At 56.5% G+C, this 19,120-nt stretch carries 14 protein-coding genes; 10 read left to right on the top strand and 4 right to left on the bottom strand.

The genetic code is table 11. The features are described from left to right. Positions 1 to 281: 281 nt before the first annotated feature. From grdA (ACZ5DH_RS13730) to grdA (ACZ5DH_RS13690), 9 genes are all read left to right on the top strand, one after another. A complete protein-coding gene (gene grdA, locus ACZ5DH_RS13730; protein ID WP_464254806.1) occupies positions 282 to 758 on the top strand; it encodes a glycine/sarcosine/betaine reductase complex selenoprotein A in 477 nt (158 codons plus the stop codon). 274 nt (positions 759 to 1,032) lie between these two features. Next, positions 1,033 to 2,343, top strand: a complete 1,311-nt coding sequence (locus ACZ5DH_RS13725; protein WP_464254805.1) for a glycine/sarcosine/betaine reductase component B subunit — start codon at positions 1,033 to 1,035, stop codon at positions 2,341 to 2,343. Positions 2,344 to 2,401: 58 nt separating this feature from the next. Next, a complete protein-coding gene (locus ACZ5DH_RS13720) occupies positions 2,402 to 3,730 on the top strand; it encodes a glycine/betaine/sarcosine/D-proline family reductase selenoprotein B (RefSeq protein WP_464254804.1) in 1,329 nt (442 codons plus the stop codon). Positions 3,731 to 3,831: 101 nt separating this feature from the next. Beyond that, entirely contained in the window at positions 3,832 to 5,352 is a 1,521-nt protein-coding gene (locus ACZ5DH_RS13715; protein ID WP_464254803.1) for a BCCT family transporter, read from the top strand. Positions 5,353 to 5,650: 298 nt separating this feature from the next. Beyond that, on the top strand, positions 5,651 to 6,568 hold the full coding sequence (gene trxB, locus ACZ5DH_RS13710; protein WP_464254802.1) for a thioredoxin-disulfide reductase: 918 nt from the start codon (positions 5,651 to 5,653) through the stop codon (positions 6,566 to 6,568). A gap of 172 nt (positions 6,569 to 6,740) precedes the next feature. After that, a complete protein-coding gene (gene grdC, locus ACZ5DH_RS13705; protein WP_464254801.1) occupies positions 6,741 to 8,279 on the top strand; it encodes a glycine/sarcosine/betaine reductase complex component C subunit beta in 1,539 nt (512 codons plus the stop codon). 11 nt (positions 8,280 to 8,290) lie between these two features. Beyond that, positions 8,291 to 9,457, top strand: coding sequence for a glycine/sarcosine/betaine reductase complex component C subunit alpha (gene grdD / locus ACZ5DH_RS13700; protein WP_464254800.1), 1,167 nt, complete (start codon positions 8,291 to 8,293; stop codon positions 9,455 to 9,457). Positions 9,458 to 9,559: 102 nt separating this feature from the next. Then, entirely contained in the window at positions 9,560 to 9,877 is a 318-nt protein-coding gene (locus ACZ5DH_RS13695) for a thioredoxin family protein (RefSeq protein WP_464254799.1), read from the top strand. A 110-nt stretch (positions 9,878 to 9,987) separates the two neighbouring features. Beyond that, on the top strand, positions 9,988 to 10,464 hold the full coding sequence (grdA, locus tag ACZ5DH_RS13690) for a glycine/sarcosine/betaine reductase complex selenoprotein A (protein ID WP_179980194.1): 477 nt from the start codon (positions 9,988 to 9,990) through the stop codon (positions 10,462 to 10,464). Between the two features lie 402 nt (positions 10,465 to 10,866). Here the strand turns inward: grdA (ACZ5DH_RS13690) and ACZ5DH_RS13685 are convergent, their stop codons facing one another. The 4 genes from ACZ5DH_RS13685 to ACZ5DH_RS13670 all read right to left on the bottom strand — a co-directional run bounded on the left by ACZ5DH_RS13685 (position 10,867) and on the right by ACZ5DH_RS13670 (position 16,634). Next, positions 10,867 to 12,165: an MFS transporter gene (locus ACZ5DH_RS13685; protein ID WP_464254798.1), complete on the bottom strand. Its 1,299-nt coding sequence runs from the start codon at positions 12,163 to 12,165 to the stop codon at positions 10,867 to 10,869. A gap of 972 nt (positions 12,166 to 13,137) precedes the next feature. Continuing rightward, complete coding sequence (locus tag ACZ5DH_RS13680; protein WP_464254797.1) at positions 13,138 to 14,025, bottom strand: succinate--CoA ligase subunit alpha; 888 nt, start codon at positions 14,023 to 14,025, stop codon at positions 13,138 to 13,140. Next, on the bottom strand, positions 14,025 to 15,149 hold the full coding sequence (locus ACZ5DH_RS13675) for an ATP-grasp domain-containing protein (RefSeq protein WP_464254796.1): 1,125 nt from the start codon (positions 15,147 to 15,149) through the stop codon (positions 14,025 to 14,027). The genes ACZ5DH_RS13680 and ACZ5DH_RS13675 overlap by 1 nt, the downstream gene beginning before the upstream one ends. Positions 15,150 to 15,239: 90 nt before the next feature. Continuing rightward, positions 15,240 to 16,634 carry an aldehyde dehydrogenase family protein gene (locus ACZ5DH_RS13670; RefSeq protein ID WP_464254795.1) on the bottom strand — a complete coding sequence of 465 codons (1,395 nt, stop codon included), beginning with the start codon at positions 16,632 to 16,634 and terminating at the stop codon, positions 15,240 to 15,242. A gap of 701 nt (positions 16,635 to 17,335) precedes the next feature. On the opposite strand from ACZ5DH_RS13670, the gene xsc reads away from it, so the two are divergent. Then, on the top strand, positions 17,336 to 19,072 hold the full coding sequence (xsc, locus tag ACZ5DH_RS13665; RefSeq protein WP_464254794.1) for a sulfoacetaldehyde acetyltransferase: 1,737 nt from the start codon (positions 17,336 to 17,338) through the stop codon (positions 19,070 to 19,072). Positions 19,073 to 19,120: the final 48 nt, after the last annotated feature.

The raw sequence follows: 19,120 nt of genomic DNA, 5'->3' as shown, positions 1-19,120 counted from the left end.
AAAAATTTTGGAACACATGTTGCTGTAGAGGGCCTGTCGACTCCGACCTCAGCTTACGGCTGAAAGGGCATAAACGTATTTTCTTATTTGTTAAATAAAATTTAACAAAAATATACTTCGATAACAACGTATCAATAAAGAAAAGTTTTAAAATTTGTAAATTATTTTTTTATAAATATTTTATATATTATTATAATTTTATTGAATACAGGTTTGAAAAATAACTTTATATGCATAATTAGAAAAATAATCTCCCTCTATTGTAACAAAAAGGAGAATGTATGAGTGGTATTGCAGGAAAAAAACTTATTTTAATCGGCGAACGGGACGGCATCCCCGGTCTGGCCATGGCCAAAGCCTTCGAAGGCAGCGATGCCGAAGTCGTCTTTGCCGCAACCGAATGTTTTGTTTGAACCGCGGCAGGCGCAATGGATCTGCAAAATCAGCAACGCTCGAAAGAAGCCGCTGAAAAGTACAACAAGGAAGACATCCTCGTCATCCTGGGTACAGCCGATGTTGACGGAACCGGCATTTACGCCGAGACCGTGACCCTGGGCGACCCCACGTACGCAGGCCCATTGGCCGGAGTCCCGTTGGGACTTCCCGTGTATCACATCCTTGACCCTGCCATTAAAAAGGAGGCCGATCCCCAGGCGTGGGAAGAGCACATCAGCATGATGGAAATGGTGCTGGATGGAGAGGCGTTGACAAAAGCCGCAGCAGACATGCGGGAGCAACACGGCAAAAGCACATTGTGACCTGCGGGTGAAAGGCGACGGAAGAGCGCGCATCACCTGCCCGTCCGGAGCAAGGCTTTGCCCGCCGCTCTCGATACTATGAGCGACTCGGCTTGAGGTGTTCACAGCGCAGGCGCTGCGCCTCAAATGGCTGGACCAGCTGCGTGCCCGGTCCGTCTTTCCGACATACGGTTGAAAACTGGAACCGCCATTGTCTACGGCGTTCCGGTTGTGGGGCCCCTGAAAGGGCTTTTCCGGCACAAACCGTTTCTCAGCACTAAAAGGAGTGCAGCCCATGAAACTTGAGATTGGTAACTTTGTAGTGAAGGATGTGGCCTTCGGCGCAAAAACCGGCTTTGCCAACGGTATTTTTACCGTAAACAAAGAAGAAGCGCTCGCCGAAGTCATGAAGGACGAGCACATCACCTCGGCCGAGCTTCATATCGTCAAGCCCGGCGATGAAGTGCGCCTTGTTCCCGTCAAAGACGCGCTGGAAATCCGCTGCCGCGTCAGCGGCGCTCCCGGCAACCACCCCGGCGTGACATCCGACCTCCGCTCGGCGGCCACCGGCCGCGTGCACACCCTTTCCGGCGCTTCTCTGCTGGTTGTGGGCAAGCACTGGGGCAGCTTCCAGGACGGCCTCATCGACATGGGCGGCCCCTTCCAGCGCGGCACCATCTACGGCTTTCTGAAAAATATCGTGCTTGTGGCCGATACGGATGAAGAATTCGAAAGGCACGAGCAGCAGAAGAAAAACCATGCCCTTCGCTGGGCTGGCATGCGCCTTGCCGAGTACCTTGGCAAAACGCTGGCCGATCTTACCCCCGACAGCATCGACGTTTACGAGCTTGACGCCGTCAACCGCCGCGACGCATCCGTCTCAGACCTGCCTTCGGTTGTCTACGTGATGCAGCCCCAGACGCAGATGGAAGCTATGGGCTACAACACCCTGGTTTACGGATGGGATGGCAACCACATGCTCCCGACCTACATGCACCCCAATGAAATCCTGGGCGGCGCTGTGGTTTCCGGCAGTTTCATGCCCTGCTCTTCCAAGATCTCCACCTACGAGTTTCAGAATAATCCCACCATCAAGCGCCTCATGAAAGAGCATGGCAAGACCCTCAACTTCCTTGGCGTGATCATGTCCAACCTGAATGTGATCATGGAACAGAAGGTCAGGTCCGCCATCATGGTCGCCCAGATTGCCAACAACCTTGGCGCCGACGGGGCCATCGTCGCCGAAGAAGGTTACGGCAACCCCGATGTGGACTACATCCAGGTAATTGTGGAGCTGGAAAAGGCCGGGGTCAAAACCGTCGGTATTTCCAACGAATGCACGGGCCGCGACGGCAAGTCCCAGCCCCTGGTGGCTCTTGACCCCAAGGCCGACGCCCTGGTTTCCACGGGCAACGTTTCCGAACTGGTGCATCTGCCCCCCATGAAAACCGTTCTTGGCGAACTGGACGCCCTGCAGCGCGACGGTCTTTCCGGCGGCTGGGCCGGTTGCGTCAATCCTGACGGATCGTGCCTGCTTGAGGACAACGCCGTCTTCTGCGCCGACCATCCCAGCGGGTACTCGGTCAAGCGCTGCTTCGAGTTTTAATCGCCCACGAAAATACCCATTGGTACGTCGATAATTTTTACTCTATCGGGAGAAGACCATGAAGAAAAAAGCTATCCACTACCTCAACCAGTTCTTCGGGCAGGTTGGCGGTGAAGACATGGCGGACTATGAGCCGGCCATGCACGATGGCGCTCTTGGATGCTCGAATATCTTCAATGCCGTTTCCAAGAATGTTGAAATCACGAACACCCTGATCTGCGGCGACAACTTTATGGCCTCGCATGCCGAAGAGGCCGTGGAACGCTGCCTCAAGCTGCTTGAAGGCAAGGAGTTCGACATCTTCATCGCCGGTCCGGCCTTTAACGCCGGTCGCTACGGCAATGCCTGCGGCCTTGTGTGCAAGGCTGTCAGCGAAAAGTTCAACGTGCCGGTCATCAGCTCGATGAACGTTGAAAACCCCGGCGTCGAGCTTTTCAAAAAAGACCTGTATATCTTCAAGGGCGGCGCTCGCGCCACGACCATGAAGGCCGACATGACCGCCATGGTCAACTTTGCCGACAAGATCGCCGCGGGCGAACGCCTGTTGCCCGCCGAGATGGAAGGCTACTTCGGCCGCGGCATCCGCCACCAGGTCTACCTTGAAGACCTCGGCATGGAGCCTGTGCCCGCCTGCGACCGCGCGGTGGACATGCTGCTTGCCAAGCTTGCCGGAAAGGAATTCCAGACAGAACTGCCCATCCCCGCCCCTGACCTGATCCCCATTGCCCCGGCCATCAAGGACATCACCAAGATCAAGATCGCCCTGGTCACTTCCGGCGGCATCGTGCCCGTGGCCAACCCGGACAGGATAGAATCCTGCTCGGCCACACGCTGGGGCAAGTACGACATCGCCAAGATGGCCGCGCTGGAGTCTGGCGTGTTCAAGACCATCCACGCTGGCTACGACCCTGAACAGGCGGACAAGAACCCCAACGTGGTCGTGCCCCTGGACGCCATCAGGGCCTTGCAGAACGAAGGCCTGCTCGGCGAAGTGGACGACTACTTCTACACCACCGTGGGTACGGGAACGACCCAGGGCGAAGCGGCGCGCATGGGCCGCGAGATTGCCGAAGTGCTGCACCAGAGGGGAGTTGAGGGCGTCATCCTCACCGCCACCTGAGGAACCTGCACTCGTTGCGGTGCAACGATCGGAAAAGAGATTGAACGTAGCGGCATCCCTGTTGTGGTCATGTGCAACCTTGTCAATATCGCGAAAACAGTCGGCAGTAACCGCATAGTGCCCACGTTCGCGGTTCCCTATCCTCTTGGCAATCCTCAGGCATCCCTTGAAGAACAGTGGAAGATGCGCCTGCACAGAGTCGAAAGGGCTGTTGAAGCCCTGCAAACCGATGTGCAGGACCAGACCGTCTTCCCGGTGGAAAAATAGCAGACAATACATACGGCCCGCCATTGCCCCGCAATGGCGGGCCGCCTTGTACCAGGGCTTTTCCCCGGATCAATCCAGAACTGCAATGTGAGGAGGAAGCCATGAGCAATGATTCAGAAGTTCACAAAAGCCGATTTGTTTATTATGTATCTTTGATTTTCGTTCTTAGCGTGGTCGGCATTGGGCTTATGATCCCTGTACAATTCGGCAGTTTCACAGGAAGTGTTTTCACGTTTCTGACGAAGTACATGGGCTGGTGGTACATGCTGTCCGTGAACTTTTTTGTCATTTTTTGCATTGTTCTTGCCTTCAGCCGGTTCGGCAGTCTCAGAATGGGCAAGCCCGATGAAAAACCCGAGTTTTCCACGATGAGCTGGTTCGCAATGCTTTTTGGGGCCGGCCACGGCGTTGGCATGGTCTTCTACGGCGTTGCGGAACCGCTCATCAACTACATAGTGCGTCCCTTTGGCGCCGCTGATTCAGGTCAGGCCGCAGAAGACGCCCTGCGCGCCTCCATCATCCACTGGGGCCTGCACCCCTGGGCCGTGTACGCTGTCATCGCCATGTGCCTTGCGTACTTTCAGTTCAGAAAGGGCGCTCCGGGCCTGTTCAGCAGCCTCTTTCTGCCCATCCTTGGCAAAGACGCCGCCCGCACACCCATTGGCCGCATCATTGACGTGGCGGCCGTGTTCGCCACCATTGCCGGCGTGGCCACATCGGTAGGGCTCGCCGTCATGCAGGTCAACAGCGGCCTGCACTTCCTCTTCAAGCTGCCCGAAAACATTACCGTTCAGCTTTCGCTGATTGTAATACTTGGATTTTTCTACACATTTTGCACGGCAACAGGTCTGGACAAGGGCATCAAGCTCCTCGCCAACTCCAACCTCACGCTGTGTATCGTTCTGTCTGTGGGACTTCTGATCCTCGGGCCCACACTGCCCATTATTGAAACCAGCATGGCTGTCATCGGCAACTATCTCAGCCACTTCATCACCGACAGCTTCAGGGTGGCCCCGTACGGCGGCTCGTACCGCAACTGGCTGGACGACTGGACCCTCTACTACTGGGCCTGGTGGATCGCCTGGGGACCCTTTGTGGGCTCTTTTGTGGCCAGAATTTCGCGTGGCCGCACAATCAGGGAATTTGTCGCCGGCGTGCTTATAGTGCCCACCCTGGGCGGCGTGGTGTGGTTCTCCATCTTCGGCGGAACGGCCCTGCACATTCAGGTGACGGGCATTGCCGACATCGCGCAGACCGTCAAGGACAATATCGCCGTGGGCATCTACCTGATGTACGACTATGTGCCGCTGGGCAGCATCATGTCTGTGCTGATGATGGCCCTGCTGATCATTTTCGTGGTGACTTCCGCCAGTTCGTCCACCTATGTGCTGGCCATGTATACCTCCGACGGCATGCTTAACCCGCCCAAGGGCCGCATGGCTGTATGGGGAACGCTTCAGGCCGGGCTCGCCTTCGTGCTGCTGCTCACAGGCGGCATCAAGGCGCTGCAAACATCGTCCATAACAGCGGCGGCGCCATTCTCCATTATTACGGTCGTCGCCTGCTGGTGCCTGTGGACAGCACTGAACAAGGATTTCCCCAAAGGAGTGGAAGTTCGCTAAATTAATGCCTTGGCCCCGGCGGCACACAGGATTCCAGTCTTCCTTGTACCGCATCTGCAACTGGCCCGGTGATTGCATACAGGCACATAAATCTGATGCATGAAAGCCGCCAGCGGATCACATGAGGCCAGGCATGACAGTCCCTCCTCCACAAAAGGCCTGCGGCAAATGTTGTCGAGTTTGCCGCAGGCCGCCCGGCAGCCATCCGGCCAGGGGAAAGCGCGTAGCGGGGCCGTCCATACATTTGGGCTGGGAATGGTTTTGATTTTTTATCCCGCGACACTGCAACAAGGAACTTATGATGGAAACTCGTGAACTCGTCATCATTGGAGCGGGCCCTGCCGGGCTTTCCGCCGCCATCTACGGCAAGCGGGCCGGTCTTGATACCCTGGTGCTGGAAAAGGGCCGTCCCGGCGGCCAGATACTGACCACCAGCCGGGTGGAGAACTACCCCGGCATCCTTGACGGCACCGGCACGGGGCTGGCCGACGCGTTTCGCGCCCATGCGGAGTTTTTCAAGGCGGAATTCAGGTCAGCTTCTGTGCAGAAGCTTGAGGCGCGTGACGGAAAAAAAATCATCACCCTCAAGGACGGCAGTGAAATAGCCGCCGGTGCCGTCATCGTGGCCAGCGGAGCCTATTTCCGCAAGCAGGGTTGCCCTGGCGAAAAGAAATACACGGGCATGGGCGTTTCCTACTGCGCCGTGTGTGACGCCGCTTTTTTTGAAGACCTCGAAGTGGCCGTCATCGGCGGCGGCAACACCGCCGTTGAAGAAGCCTGCTATCTTACGGGCTTTGCCTCCAAGGTCTACCTTGTGCACCGCCGCGACCAGTTCCGCGCCGACAAGCTGGTGGTGGAACACGCCATGGCCAATCCCAAGATCGTGCCCGTTCTGGACAGCGTGCTGGAATCCATTGAAGGCAGCGACATGGTGGAAAAAATCGTGGTGCGCAACGTGAAGACCGATGAAAAACGCGAAATTCCCTTGAGCGGCGTGTTCATCTTTATCGGCACCCTGCCCAATGACGAATATGTGCGCGGCTTGCTGGAAACGGATTCCAGCGGCTGGATCGTCACCGACGACAAACTGCAAACCTCGGTGCCGGGCATTTTCGCCGCGGGCGACGTGCGTGACACTTCGTTGCGCCAGGTGGTTACGGCCGCAGGCGACGGGGCCAGGGCCGCCATGTCGGCCTATGCCTATCTGCAGCACTAGAGCAGATTAACTTTGAAATGCTTCACATTTCAAAGTTTTCATTCAGCCGAAAAATGCGATTTTCGGCTGAATCCACGCCATGTTATGGCGCGCTGCACTTTCGTACAGCGTCAGAGCATTTACACTTTTTCAAAGTCAAAATGCTCTAAACCGGCTTTCAGGAGATACCACTATGAAAACTGTCGGCGTCAAGGCTGCCGCCTACTGTCTGAATTTTGCACCGGAACTGGCCCTGCACTATGGCGGCACCCCCTCCCAGGAACGCAAGGCCAAGCCCGATTCCGAATTCCTGCGCGAACTGCCCAGGCACGCGCAAACCTATGAACAGGCCATTGCCTACGCCCCCAACAAGACTTACGTGGGCGCCATGAGTGTGGACGCGCTTGCAGGCGCCCCCACGCCCTGGATTGACAACCTGAGCGCGCCCGAACGCTTTGGAAAATTCGGCGAGATCATGCCTGAGGACGAATTTATCGGCCTTATGGACATCTGCGACGTCTTTGATCTCATCTGGCTGGAACAAAGCTTTGCCGCCGCTGTGGGCTCCAGGCTGGCCAAAAATCCCGTCATGGGCGAAAAGCAGCTTGCCCGGCTTGAAAAAGGCCGGCCCGAAGCTGAACTGCTTGAAGCCATTGAAAAGCAGCATGCCCTGCCCATCTACTTTGAGAACAAGCTCGTGGCCTGCTGCCGTCGCGCCCACGACACGGATGAAAACCTCGAAGCGGGCATCATGCTGGAAAACCTGGCCTGCAAGGCCAGCGGCGTGCTGTGCCTGATGCACCTCATCAAGAATGCCGGCATGGAGCCCACGGATATTGATTTTGTGGTGGAATGCTCCGAAGAAGCCGTGGGCGACGCCATGCAGCGCGGCGGCGGCAACATGGCCAAGGCCGTGGCCGAAATAGCCGAGTGCACCAATGCCAGCGGCTTTGACGTGCGCGGCTTCTGCGCGGCCCCCGTGGCGGCCATCATCGGCGCGGCCAGTATGGTCGCCAGCGGCGTGCGCCCCAATGTGGCTGTCATCAGCGGCGGTTCCGTGCCCAAGCTGTACATGAACGCGCGCGACCATATCAAAAAGGGCGTCGTGCCGCTGGAAAACTGCATCGGCAGCTTTGCCCTGCTGCTTACCCCCGACGACGGCCAGACCCCGGTCATACGCCTTGACTGCATCGGCAAGCACAGCGTGGGCGCGGGCGCGTCACCGCAGGCCATTACCTCTGCCCTGACCTTTGAGCCCCTGTCCCGCGTGGGCCTCAAGCTGACGGATGTGGACAAGTACGCTCCGGAACTGCACAACGCCGAAATCACCCTGCCCGCAGGCGCCGGCAACGTGCCCGAAGCCAACTACAAGATGATCGCGGCCCTTTCCGTCATGAAAGGACAGATTGAACGCGGCGACATCCCCGCCTTTGTCGAGCAAAAAGGCATGCCCGGCTTTGTGCAGACCCAGGGGCACATTCCCTCCGGCGTTCCCTATATGGGCCACGCCATGGAAGCCCTCAAAAGCGGCGCTATCAAGCGCGCCATGATCATTGGCAAGGGCAGCCTCTTTTTGGGCCGCCTGACAAACCTGGCCGACGGCGCTTCCTTCATCATGGAAGGCCCGGGCACGGGCGCTGACGCCGCCACCGGGAGCATCAGCCGGAACGACGTGACAGACATGCTGCTCACGGCTCTTGGCGATGTGGCCGCCAACCTGCAAAAAAGTTAGGGGGAGCAGCTATGGTCAGGCAAGAAAACCAGCGCGCCCTCCTGGGCAAAGCCCTTGAGGACCTGGTGACGCGCGCGCGCAACGGCAAGCCGTTGTGCCGCATAGGCCTCATGGCCGCTGGCGGCGAACACCCGCAAAAGGAGTTTCTTTGCGCTGCGGCCGCCGCCATGCGGGAAGACGCCGCGCTTATCGTGACGGGGGTGGGGCCCAGGCCCGTTGATCCCCTGCCAGCAGGCATGGAGTGGATCGAAACTGGCTGCGAAAGCGGCGAACTGGCTGCGGCTATGGAAAAAGCGCTGGACGAAGGTCGCATCCAGGGTGCTGTGGCCCTGCACTATCCCTTCCCCCTTGGGGTCACCACTGTGGGACGGGTGATGACGCCGGGCACGGGCGCGCCCATGTTCGTTGCTTCCAGCACGGGCATAAGCGCGGCTCACAGGCAGGAGGCCATGCTGCGCAACGCCGTGCTGGGCGTGGCCGTGGCCAAGGCCCTGGGCATATGCCGCCCCAGCCTTGGCGTGCTGAATCTTGACGCCGCCCCCCAGGTGCTGCGTGCCCTCACCCGCATGGTGGAAAAGGGCTATGCCCTGAACCTCGGGCAGAGCGCCAGAAGCGACGGCGGTTCCCTGCTGCGCGGCAACGACCTGCTGGCCGGCACCGTGGACGTGTGCGTCACGGACACGCTGACGGGCAATGTGCTCATGAAGCTTTTCAGCGCGTTCACCTCCGGCGGTCTGTACGAGACCACAGGGTGGGGCTATGGCCCCTCCGTGGGCGAGGGCTGGAACAAGGTCGTCAGCATTGTCTCCCGCGCTTCGGGCGCGCCGGTCATGGCCAATGCCCTGGCATACACGGCTGCGGCCGTGCGCGGCAATCTGCCCCGGATGGTGGCGGAAGAACTGCATCTGGCCAGGGCCGCCGGCCTTGACGACGAGCTGGCGGCATTTGCCAAGACGGACGCGGCCCCGGTCGAAACCGTGCAGGCTCCGCCAGCCGAACCCACTGATGAAGAAATCCACGGCATTGACGTGCTGGACCTGGAACAGGCCGTGCGTTGCCTGTGGAAAGAAAAAATATACGCCGAAGCCGCCATGGGATGCACAGGCCCGGTTGTCAAGCTGGCTGTGGCCAACCTTGAGAAGGCCCGGAAAATCCTTAACACTGCAGGATATATATAGAATCCTCCGACAGGCGGGCCGACCGTGTCAGAGTGTCCGGCACAGGCACAGGCCCGCCTTTATCGGCACATTGTAATCGTACGCAACCAAGCGAGGTAGTTAATGATCATCGTCGATAAAGAAAACTTTGAAGCTGAAGTGCTGCAGAGCGCCATGCCCTGCGTTGTGGATCTCTGGGGCCCGCAGTGCGGGCCCTGCCTGGCCCTCATGCCCGAAGTGGAAAAGCTGGCTGAAAGCTATGAAGGCAAGGTCAAGTTCTGCAAGCTCAACGTGGCGGAAAACCGCCGCCTGGTCATCAGCCTGCGCGTCATGGCCGTGCCCACCATCCTGTTCTACAAGGGTGGGGAATGCGTGTCGCGCATTTCCGGCGACGCGGTTTCCATTGAAGCCATCAAGGCGGAAACCGAAAAGCTGGCGTAGCGATTTTTGCTTTGGCCCGGCCACAAGGCGGGGCCAGGGCGAATACGATGCGGATAACGGGCCGCAGTGGCCCGCTACTATAAACTGCCCGCAATCTCAAGGAGTTGGCAATGGGTAAACTCGAAGGCAAGAAGCTTCTGCTGCTTGGCGAAAGGGACGGCGTACCCGGCCCAGCCATGGCGGATGTGTTCGCCAATTCGGGCGCGGAGATTCTTTTCTCCGCCACCGAATGTTTTGTCTGAACAGCCGCTGGAGCCATGGATCTGGAAAATCAGCAGCGCGTCAAAGACGCCGCTGAGAAGTTTGGTGGTGAGAACGTAGTGGTGATTCTCGGTTCTTCCGACCCTGAAGGGGCGGAAATCTACGCCGAAACCGTCACCCTGGGCGACCCCACCTACGCCGGACCCTTGGCTGGAGTCCCGTTGGGACTCTGCGTGTACCATGTTCTGGAGCCCGAACTGAAGCAGGAAGCCGATCCCGCCAAGTGGGAAGAGCAGATCAGCATGATGGAAATGGTTCTCAACGTGGATGCGTTGGTTGAATCTGTGCGCAAAATGCGCGAGGCCAACAGCAAGTACGCTCTTTAGAGCAGATTAACTTTGAAAATGTATATTTTCAAAGTTTGAGGCACGCTCACTTCGGCGTTTAACAGCGCAAATAAATAGCGGTGCTGTCTTCGCGGCAGCCGTTGCCCGCAGGGCTGAAGCTGCGCTTACGCCTCCGTGGCGGGCGTCTGCTCCCGCATCCGCCAGAGCAATTTCATAATGAAATTGCTCTGGGCCATTTCAAACGATGATTGCTGTTAACCGGATACAGTAACAGCCACAGTATCAGCAAAACAACAAACTGTTCCCCATGGGGCATTCGCGCCACGGGGAACAGTTTGTTGTACGCCTGGCAACTGAGCCGGAACCTCCCAGGGCCTTGCGCGCGGGTATCTGTATTGTCGTTTTCAAACCTGCGGCACGACCATCCCGGCTATCCTGGCCTCAGGCCGCCTTCGCATCCGCCTCACCGTCAAAGGGGCGCTCGGGATGCATGAACCATGTCAAAATGGCCCCCACGCCGCAGATGGACACGGAGATGGAGAATGGCACAACCCAGCTGCCGGTGATATCCACAACCATACCAAAAACGATGGGCGAAATAATGCCCGCCAGCCCGAACCCGAAGTTCATCATGCCGCCGGCAACCCCCGCGTAGTTTCTGGAAATATCCATGGGCACCGCCCAAATGGTGCCGCAAATGAGCTCCATTGAGAAGAAAGACAAACAGAGAAGGATGGAGATGGTTGTAAGGTCCGAGGTGAAGAGGGTGCCGAGCAAAAACGTGCCACCCATGCAAAATGATATGGCGATGAACAGATTGCGTGCCAGTCGCTTTCTGCCGGTTTTTACCAGGATATGGTCAGAAATCATGCCGCCCAGCGTGTCGCCGACAACACCAGCCGCCATGGTCAGGCCAGCCAGCAGCGCGGAATTTTTCAAATTCAAACCATGAACATTCTGGAAGAACAAAGGCAGCCAGGAAATGAACACCCACAGCATCCAACCATAACAGAAGTCCACCATGGTCACCGGAAGCATACGCTTGCCCAGTGCCTTGAACGGAATCTTGGACTGTCTGGTCACGATGGACGGCGGGGGCAGGTCCTTGAGATCTTCCGCGCTCATGGCAGGGTGCTGATGCGGGTCATTACGATAAAAGACATACCACAAGATTGCCCACAGCAATGAAAGGCCGCCGCAGACATAAAAGGCTGCCCGCCAGCCGTCCAGAATAATAAACCACGCCACCAGCGGCGGAGCGACGGCGCCGCCAAACCGTGAAGCGCTGTGCGTTATACCCTGAATAAAGCCAAACCGATGCGTTGGATACCAGTTGCGCATGGCGGCGGTTGCGGCTGAAAAAGTTGGCCCCTCACCGCACCCCAGAAGAAGGCGCGCGATGAACAGGGTTATGAGGCCGGTGATAAAACCGGTGTAAATGGTGGACAGCGCCACTACGCAACCGCAGATGAAGAGCGACAGGCGCGCGCCCCACTGCTTGACCATCCATCCACCTGTAAGCTGGCCAACGAGATAGGGGTAGGAAAACGCGGAAAAAGCTATGCCGATTTCTGTCGCGTGAAAGCCGAATTCCTTCATCATGTCCTTGGCAGAGAGGGATATATTCACCCTGTCAAGATACATGATAAAATAAAGACTGCATAAAAGAATCGTAACAACTAACTTTGGATTAATTAAACTTTTTTTCTGTACCTGTGTGCCTTGTTGTATGTCTTGCATATTGCGCCACCTTATACTGTATTAACGTTACAGCAGTTCCAGATACTTGCTTTCCGCAGCAAACATTTCCGTATTGTCCTGCGCCACAAGGGTATTCTTCGTCACCTCGGGCACAGCGGACGCCCCCCGGATGTTCCGCGCTCCACTGCATCTGGTTCGGGCAAAGCCTGCGCCCCTGGCGCAGCACTGGCCGATAACTTCCTTTGCCGATTGAGGAATTGCCGCTCGCTAAAACATAAAATCTTGCTCAATATATCTCGATGCAACAGTGATATGCGCTCAAGCCCCCCTTCCGCGCGGGTCTTTACAAACCTGGCGCCTGACGCCGAGGCCGCGTGAGGAACAGTTTGTTGAGGGCTTCGACGCATCCAGCCACAACCACCCTTATGGGTTATTTTTCACAATTAAAAGCAGAGGCTCCGCCCGTATGAAAAAATTTAATATAATATATAAGCTAGTTACTTATATCAATCCTCGTTCTCTCCCACGATAATTCATCACATGCCATTATTATATATTTATATTTTATAATGTTATGCATGTGATTTTTTGATCAATTGGATTTAAAAAAATATCGACGCGCCATCCCAAAACAGGCAATAATATACTGGGTTAGTATATATTCCATAGCGTATCGCTTTCGAGCCCTGGAGTGATACTCCCACCCCGCGCACATCTTCGCGTCCCGCTCTCGCACGCCAGGCCGGAATACGTTGTGCCATCCAGCCGCCGCCGGCTTTCACCCTTGCCTCCTCCTGACCGCGAGCGGCATGCCTGAGTCAGGAGGGGCAAAGGGGTTTTGTTTGGAGCATCATGCCTTCGGGGCATCTCCTGGTCTGCTGGAGGTCGACGGCCGAACACGGGGGTCCAGTTCAGTCGTCAGGCCCTCAGGAACGTCGCGTAGCTATCGTCTGCCGTTCAATGCCCCGGTGCTTTGGCTTTTCTCAACAAAATGAATCCCGGCCTTGCGCGTTAAGAAATTTTGCAAGCCTGCCGAAGCAGCGGCCCCACCTGGCTCGGCTTGGCCGCCGTAAGCGCGCCCGCCATTTCCAAGGCTCTGACCTTGCCTTTCACAGTGCCTTTGCCCCCGGTGACGATGGCGCCCGCATGGCCCATACGCTTGCCTTCCGGCGCGGTACGCCCGCCGATGAAGGCCACCAGGGGTTTTGTAAATATCTTTGCCTCCATCGCCTCAGCCACCTCTTCTTCCATACTGCCGCCAAGCTCGCCAATGATGACGACAGCTTCTGTTTCCGGATCAGCTTCGAACATGGGCAGCAATTCCGCAAAGCGGGTTCCGGGCACGATGTCCCCCCCCACGCCGATGAGGGTGCTGACGCCAAAACCGCCCTTCACCACTTCCGCTGTCACTTCGTTGGTAAGCGAACCGCTGCGGGTCATGACGCCTATGGAACCGCGCCTGTACACCCGCTCGATCCAGTAGGGTATGCATCCGGCCATGCCCTTGCCTGGAGAAATGACGCCCGAGGTATTGCCTCCGATGACCATGGCCCCGCAGGAGTGCGCGGCACTGCGGATTTGCAGGCATTCGTGAATGGGGATGCCGTCGGCGATGGTGACGATTTTTTTAATGCCCGCGTCCAAAGCCTCAAAGACAGCATCCTTGGTAAAGCGCGGCGGAACGAACAGCATGGCCATTTCGGCAGGATGCTCCTGCACCCCACGCTTGACGGAATGGAATACGGGCACGCCGTCCACATCCTGCCCTTCCTTGCCGGGCGTGACGCCAAAGACAACCTTGGTGCCCATTTCTTTCATATGCTTGAGCCAGTAGCTGCCTTCTTTGCCGGTAGCGCCCTGAACTTCAACGGTGGTGGTTTCGTCGATAAAAATGCTCATTACCTCACTCTCCCCGCAGCGATATCCACTGCGCGCTGTACGGCTTCCTCAGTTTCACTAAGGGGTTCCAGGCCAGCCACGCGCAAGGTGTCAAAGGCCTCTTCTTCATTGGTGCCGCGAATGCAGGTTACAATGGGCACGTCGGGCTTGAGTTCATTTATGGCTTCCACCAGGCCGTTGGCCATAACGTCAGCCCTGGCGATGGTGCCAAAGGTCACCACCAGGATAACCTTGCATTTGTTACGCAGGCAAAGCCGCATGGCTTCACGCGCTTTTTTGTAGTTGGGGCCGCCGAACTCAAGATAGTTGGCTACGTTGCCGCCAGCATAATTGATGAGGTCAAACACCGTGGTGGTAAGGCCCGCCCCTGCGCACATGAGCGAAATATCACCGTCAAACTGCAGGTAGGGGATGCCCTCAAGCGCGGCTTCATATTCGGTATCGCTGTCGAAATGCGCGCGTGTCAGCGGATATTTGCCGTCAAAGTTGCCCATGTTGTCGTCAGTAATGAGCTTGCCGTCGCCAGCGATAACGTCGCCATTTCCGCTTACGAACAGAGGATTGATTTCCGCCAGCTCAGCGCCGTACTTACGAAAAACCTTATAGAGGCTTTGCAGAACGCCGCCGACTTTTTTGGCCAGATCGCCATCAAGGCCAAGGCCAAAGGTCACTTCCCGCACGTGGTGCGGCATGAGCCCTCCGTCTATGTCCACCTCAATCTTCACCAGCTTTTCCGGTGCCTCCTCTGCCAGCTTTTCAATCTCCACGCCGCCCTCGGCGCTGGATATGACAGTGATTTTCGCGCTGACGGGATCAAGGGTTATGGCCAGATACAGCTCCCGCGCGATGTCAATCGCCTGCTCCACAAGGATGCGGCGCACGCCGTGCGTGGAGGCAAAAAGCTCCGCCGCCTTGCTCGCGGCCTCGCCCTCTGTTTTGACAACCTGGATAAGGCCCGCCTTGCCGCGCCCGCCGCGCAGCACCTGCGACTTAAGAACGCAGGGCAGTCCCACGGTTTGTATGGCGACCTGCACTTCGGAAACCGAGGAGCACAATATTCCTTGCGGAATAGGAACGCCGCTTTCCGCAAAAGCCTCTTTTGCCTGGAATTCGAATAATTTCATGGGTGGTTCCCCCTGGGGTTTTGTTTGGTACGCGGCCGGGATGCGCCTTAAAAAGGAACGCACCGGCTGCCGGTTTCAAATGAAACGGCTCTACTTTTCGTACTTATTCCAGAACGCACCCCACATTTCTTCATCCGTAAAGGTCCAGGGTTCTACGGGCTCGTTGACCCAGGTGATATTCAGAAAATGTTTGAAATGGACATTTTCCGTGGTGATATTGCCACCCCACGTGCCGCAGCCCAGAGTAGCCGTGGAGGGCATACGGTTGGAGGGATGCCCGCCGTTGGCAGCAGCCATGGGCTGACGCACGGTCACGCGGCTGGTCTGCATCTCATTGCCAAGGCGCTCGATATAGTCCCGCTTGAATGTATGGATGCCGCAGGAGTGGCCGGGGCCGACGCGACTGGTCAAGATCTTGAGGATATCCACAGCGGTGTCGAAATCCTTGGCGCGGTATGCCACCAGCACGGGAGAAATCTTCTCGTCAGCGAACTGATCGGTCCGGGGATCTTCATCGCTTTCCACCAGCAGCATGGTGACGTCTTCCGGCACGGATATGCCGGCGCCCTTGGCGATAACCAGCGACGATTGGGCGATGACATCGGGGTTAAGAGCCATCTTGCCCTTTTTGTTCAGCTTCCACATGTGCTGTTTGAGAGCGTCCGCTTCCGGGGCAGAGCAGACATGAACATTCATTTCTTTAAAGGCGGCGATGGTCTGATCGTACACGGCGTCCACCACAATAATGGCGTTTTCCGAGGAGCAGGAGGTGGCGTAGTCAAAGGTTTTGCTGCTGTGGATTTTCTGCACGGCGTCAGGGATATCAGCGTCTTCCGCCACAATGGCCACAGCATTGCCTGCTCCTACGCCATATGCCGGGGTACCGCTGGAATAGGCGGCTTTGACCAGAGGGCCGCTGCCTGTGGCAACTATCAGGTCGGCTTTGAGCATCAAGTCCGCCGTATCTTCACGTTCGGACCGCTCAAGAACCTGAATGAGGTCCACAGGGGCGCCCACGCGCTTCAGGCCGTCGCGCATGAGTTCAATGGCCTTGGTGGTGCATTCCTTGGCCCGGCTGCTTGGTTTAAAGATGACCGCGTTGCCGCCCTTGAGGATGGAGATGGCCTTGCCGCCGGCCGTGGCTGTGGGATTGGTGGCGGGAAGAATGGCGCAAACCACGCCTACCGGCTTGGCATACTTTGAAATTCCCGTTTCTTCATTGCGCTCGATGCAACCCACTGTTTTTACACCCTGAATATCGTGGAGCACACCGCCAATTTTTCTCTTATGCTTGACAAACTTGCTCTCAAAGTTGCCATAACCGGTTTCTTCAACGGCCAGCTTTGCAAGTGTCGCGGCATTGGCGTCATTATACACCTCCCAGCCCACAGAAAGACAAACATCGTCGATCTGTTGCTGCGTGTAGCCAGAAAAAATCTTTTGCGCTTGCCTTGCGGCATCCAACAGCTCATCAACGCTTTTCATAGCAAAATTCTCCGGTAGATATTCTCAGATAAGAAATCGTTACATCACATGCCGTATTGTGCTGTTATAATTTTCACATAAGCAATAAGCGGTCCAAAGCTGTTAACAAACTAATATTACAGTAAATTCTTAAGAAACCAGCAGCGTAAAGTGTATGGGCGGCCGGATAGTGTCTGAAAATCCAGACATAACTGTATGGATGTTTTCTGGGAATCAAGACACATTCAAAGTTTAGAAGACTGCTATTCTCGATAATTGTGGATATTTCACTGCAATACTATTTCAATATATATTTTTATAACGTACTAAAAAAATAAATTTATATTATATGAACCAAATTAATGCATGAATACATTTTAATTATACAAATATATTGCTATCAATTGTTCTTAAAACAATTGAAATCTTATAAATTATGATGTATATATATTTATTTTCTTTCATAATTTGTTCATAAAGAACTGTCTTTAAGTTATTTTTTTCACATTACATGATTTATCTTACAACAGCATAATATAGCTGAATTTTATTCCATAAAATGACTTGGATCATTTTGTGCATAGGTTTTGGACATTCAGACCAGCACCATTCAGGTCCACATAGTACAATTGCCGTATTGCGCTATCGACGCCGCGCCAGTTTGCCTGCGGCGATCCGAACCGGTGCAGGTCGCGCACACTTTTCTCAAGGAGAACATACCAATGCCCAAGATGACGCCCAGTGAGGCCATGACGGAAGTTCTGGTTCAGGAAGGAGTAAACCATGTCAGCGGCATTCTCGGTTCCGCGTTTATGGACATGCTGGACCTGTTTCCCGCAGCGGGGATCGACTTTATTTCAGTGCGCCACGAACAGACTGCCGGACATATGGAAGACGCCTACAGCCGTCTTACCGGCAGGGCCGGCGTGGTTATCGGCCAGAACGGCCCCGGCATCACCAACTATGTGACGGCTGTGGCCACGGCCAACATGGCGCATTCGCCCATGGTGGTTCTTTCTCCCAGTGCGGGCAGCATTTCCGTCGGTTGGGACGGTTTTCAAGAATGCGACACGTGGAATCTGTTTAAACCCATTACCAAGGCCTCGCTGCGCGTACCCCACCCCAAGCGCGCGGCCGACATCGTACGCACGGCTTTCCGCATTGCCTATGCCGAACGCGGCCCGGTGCTTGTGGACATCCCGCGCGACTATTTTTACGGCGAGCTGGATGAAGACATTCTGCATCCTTCGCAGTACCGCGTGGCTCCCGGCGGCATCGGCAACCCCGAGCATTTCGCGGCCGCCGTGGAAGTGCTGAAGAACGCCAAAAATCCGGTGATCATCTCCGGGCGCGGCGTGGTGGATTCCGGCTGCGTTGCCACCATCAAGGCCATGGCCGAATACCTTGGCGCGCCTGTGGCGACCACCTACCTGCACAACGACGCCTTCCCCTGCGACCATCCGCTGTGGACCGGCCCCATAGGCTACATGGGCTCCAAGGCCGCCATGCGCATCCTGCAGAAGGCCGACGTCATCCTGGCCGTGGGCACCAGGCTGTCCTACTTCGGCACCCTGCCGCAGTACGACATCAACTACTTCCCCAAGACCGCCAAGATCGTGCAGATCGACATCAATCCGCGCCACATCGCCAAGACGCATCCCGTGGCAGTGGGCCTGTGCGCCGACGCCAAGGACGCCTCCGAGGAACTGTTCGCGCGACTGCGTCAGGCTGTGCCCGCCAAGACCGACCTGACCTATGTGCATAATATGGTGACGGACGAGCTGAACGGCTGGTATCAGGAAATCGCCCTTATCGCCGACGAACCCGTGGAAGCCGGACGCATGCATCCGCGCAAGGCTCTTGAAGTGGTGGGCAAGTTCGTCACCGACAACGACGCCATCGCCACCACGGACATCGGCAACACGTCCTCCACTGCCAACAGCTACCTGCGCTTCAAGAATCCCAAGCGCCATGTGGCCACGCTGACCTTCGGCAACACGGGCTTTGCCTATCAGGCCGCTCTGGGCGCGCAGCTTGCCTGCCCCGAAGACCTGACGGTAGCCATCGTGGGCGACGGCGCGTGGGGCATGAGCCTTTTTGAAGTGCCCACCGCCTGCCAGTACAATCTGCCCGTCATCGCCACCGTGTATAACAACGGGGCCTGGTGCGCCGAAAAGAAAAACCAGGTGGACTTCTATAACAACCGTTTTGTGGGTGCGGACATCTGGTCCAAGTCCTATGCCAAGATAGCCGAGGCCATGGGCGCCGACGGCTACACGGTCAACACGCAGAAGGATCTGGCCGAAGCCCTTGAAGCGGCCAAGAAGAACCGACGCCCCGCGGTTATTGAAGTAATGACTGACGGTACGCGGCTTGCGCCTCCCTTCCGCAGAGACGCGCTGGCCCTGCCGACCAGATATCTGCCGAAGTACGAACATCTCGACAAAAAGAATTTTTAGGATGCTTCACAGCTAGAGTATTGCGATCACGCCTCCTCCACCATGCCG

This window comes from Desulfovibrio simplex, from assembly GCF_055387835.1.
Note: the sequence above shows the minus strand (reverse complement) of the source record. Positions and strands in the feature narration are given on the sequence as shown.